Raw genomic sequence first — 2083 nt, 5'->3', positions numbered from 1 at the left:
AAGGCGAGGCCGGGGGAGTCGCTTCTCATCATCGGGATCGGGGGGGGCGTTTCCCTCGCCGCGCTTCGGATCGGAAAAATGCTGGGGCTCACCGTCGGCGTCACGTCCGGCAGCACGGAGAAGATCCGGCGCGCGCAGGAGTTGGGCGCGGATTTCGGGATCGACCACGGCGCGGCCGACTTCGCCCGCGAGACCCGGAAGATTACCGGGACGCGGGGTGTCGACATCGTGCTCGACTCCGTGGGAAAGGCGACGTGGAAGCGGTCGATCGCCTCCCTCGCCCGGGGGGGAAGGCTGCTCACGTGCGGCGCGACGACGGGCCCGAACCCGGAGGAGGACATCGCCCGGATCTTCTGGAACCAGTTGACGGTGCTGGGCTCCACGATGGGGACCCACGGCGAGTTCGCCGAGATGCTCCGGATCTTTTCGACGGGCGGGGTCCGTCCGGTGGTCGATTCCGTCTTCCCCCTGGCCGACGCGAAAGAGGCCGTGCGCCGGCTCGAGGAGAAGAAGCAGTTCGGAAAGATCGTCCTTCGCGTCGATTGATGGCACAGAGGGTGGACCCTCCTGTTTTCGGGCGGGGACACTCCTGTTTTTATCGGCGATAATGAAAGGGGTGTCCCCGGTGGGAATGTCCCCGGTGGGAGGATCCCCGGGTTGCAGCGAAAACTTTCCGACAGGAGGTCCATGATGGTCACATTCGAGTACCGGTTCGACGTTCTCCCCGGGAAGGCGAAGGATTACCAGAAATACCTGGCGCGCGCGGGAAAGAACATCTGGTTGAAGTTCCCGGGCGTCCGCGCCGTCCGGGTCTACCAGAGCATGTTGGGCGGTTCCTCGCCGCAGCGCGTGGTGCAGGTGGACCTCGACAACCTCGCGGCCCTCGAAAAGATCCTCGGCAACCCGGCATTCAGGAAGGCGAAGGAGACGTTCCACGGGATGGTGACGAACGTTTCCGACTCGTTGCTGGTGCAGGTGAGCGAAAAGAAGAGATAGGCCCGGTTCGCGCGGCGCGTTTTTCCTTGCGGGCGGCCTCCGGGCCGCCCGTTTTCATTTCGGGCGCTGCTTCAGGATCTCCGCATACACCTCCTTGCGGGAGAGTCCCGTCCGCCCGGCGATCTCCCGGGCGAGGTCCCGGGACGACCCGGAATCCCCCTCGAGAGCCGCCCGGACGACCTCCTCCACGGACAAATCCACCGTCTTCGCGCCCCCTCCGATCACGAGGGTGATCTCGCCCAGGACCGACTCGCGCCGGGAGATCTCCGCGCAGAGTTCCGGGATCGTCCCCCGCAGGATCTCCTCGTGGATCTTGGTGAGCTCCCGGACGACGCAGGCCCGACGATCCCCGAACATCTCCTCGGCGTCCCGGAGGAAGGCCGCGAGGCGCTGCGGGGACTCGTAGAAGATCATCGTCCTCGTCTCGGAGGCGAGCGCCTCCATCGCCTTCCGGCGCTTTTCCCGGCGGACCGGCAGGAACCCCTCGAACGTGAAGTGGTCGGTCGGCAGTCCGGACACCACAAGCGCGGCGACGAGCGCCGAAGGACCCGGGACGACCTCGATGTGGATCCCCGCGCCGATCGTCTCCCTCACCAGCTCGAACCCGGGATCCGAGATGGCGGGCGTTCCGGCGTCGGACACGAGCGCCACGCTTTCCCCGTCGCGCAGCCGGCGCAGGAGGCTGGCCCCGGCGCGGACCTTGTTGTACTCGTGGAAGATGAACAGGGGAGTCCGGATTTCGTAGCGGTTGAGGATCTTGACGGTGCGCCGAGTGTCCTCGCAGGCGATGACCGCCACTTCCTTGAGGACGCGGATCGCCCGCAGCGTGATGTCCTCGAGATTCCCCAGCGGGGTGGCAACGATGTACAGCGTCCCCGTGCTCATCCGCCGCCCCCTACAGCTTTCTGTGGTCCACCACCCGCTGCGACTTCCCCTCGGAGCGGGTGAGCGTCTTTTTCTCGACGAGCTTGACCTCGACGCTGATCCCGAGCTCCTGGGCGAGCCGCTTCCGGATGAGTTCCATCATATCCCTCTGCCGTCGCATTTGATCGAAAAAGATCGTCTCTCCCACCTCGACGTGGACGGT

Annotated in this window: 4 protein-coding genes; 2 read left to right on the top strand and 2 right to left on the bottom strand. The window is 65.8% G+C overall.

Going from position 1 to position 2083, the window contains the following annotated elements; genetic code table 11:
• Together VJ307_02185 and VJ307_02180 are read left to right on the top strand one after the other, a co-directional pair.
• Positions 1 to 546 (top strand): zinc-binding dehydrogenase (locus VJ307_02185; protein ID HJX72936.1); only part of this gene is annotated, 546 nt, incomplete at its 5' end.
• A 141-nt stretch (positions 547 to 687) separates the two neighbouring features.
• Entirely contained in the window at positions 688 to 996 is a 309-nt protein-coding gene (locus VJ307_02180) for a hypothetical protein (protein HJX72935.1), read from the top strand.
• 54 nt (positions 997 to 1050) lie between these two features.
• Here the strand turns inward: VJ307_02180 and rsmI are convergent, their stop codons facing one another.
• Both rsmI and VJ307_02170 read right to left on the bottom strand, forming a co-directional pair.
• On the bottom strand, positions 1051 to 1881 hold the full coding sequence (gene rsmI, locus VJ307_02175; GenBank protein HJX72934.1) for a 16S rRNA (cytidine(1402)-2'-O)-methyltransferase: 831 nt from the start codon (positions 1879 to 1881) through the stop codon (positions 1051 to 1053).
• A gap of 10 nt (positions 1882 to 1891) precedes the next feature.
• On the bottom strand, positions 1892 to 2083 hold a 192-nt coding region (locus VJ307_02170; GenBank protein HJX72933.1), incomplete at its 5' end, for a hypothetical protein.

This window comes from Candidatus Deferrimicrobiaceae bacterium, assembly GCA_035256765.1.
Classification (GTDB): domain Bacteria; phylum Desulfobacterota; class Deferrimicrobia; order Deferrimicrobiales; family Deferrimicrobiaceae; genus CSP1-8.
This window is presented reverse-complemented; position numbering and strand designations above follow the sequence as displayed.

Excerpts from the sequence above, each read along its gene's own strand:
- VJ307_02180 (HJX72935.1), top strand. The coding sequence starts at position 688 with ATGATGGTCACATTCGAGTACCGGTTCGACGTTCTCCCCGGGAAGGCG.
- rsmI (HJX72934.1), bottom strand. The coding sequence starts at position 1,881 with ATGAGCACGGGGACGCTGTACATCGTTGCCACCCCGCTGGGGAATCTC.